The 504-nt window shown below is 46.4% G+C and carries 1 protein-coding gene; it reads right to left on the bottom strand.

Annotation, left to right across the window (positions count from 1 at the left end):
• Positions 1 to 103: 103 nt before the first annotated feature.
• The coding region (gene dtd / locus R7E78_RS30990) for a D-aminoacyl-tRNA deacylase (protein WP_318059253.1) at positions 104 to 504 on the bottom strand (401 nt) is incomplete at its 5' end.

Here is a 504-nt window from a genome sequence, read left to right as displayed (position 1 = left end):
TCCTTTGAAAGTGCAAATCAGTAAGAATCTTGGGGAGAAAATACCCAAGTAAAATCAAACCACTTGGGTATATAGCTTAGACCATGGGTGTATGCACGCCAGATTAGACCTGTAGCCAAAAAGTCACTGGGCCGTCATTAATTAATGACACTTTCATATCGGCCGCAAAGCGACCACGCTCGGTTGGCAATTCCTGCTCACACAAGTCAGAAAAGTAGTCATACAGACGTTCAGCGTCGGCTGGATGCGCACCACGAGAAAAGCCTGCACGTGTGCCTTTCTTGGTATCTGCCGGTAATGTAAATTGAGACACCACCAAAACCTTACCGTTCACTTGTTTGACGTTGAGGTTCATTTTTCCTTCGTCGTCTTCAAAGACTCGGTAGGTGGTCACACGTTCCATCAAACGTTTTGCTTTGGCTTCATCGTCGTCCTTCTCAACACCAAGTAGGACAAGAAGACCTGTATTGATTTCCCCAACCACTTCACCGTCTACACGAACGG

The sequence above is a fragment of the Vibrio sp. YT-19(2023) genome, assembly GCF_033337395.1.
This window is presented reverse-complemented; position numbering and strand designations above follow the sequence as displayed.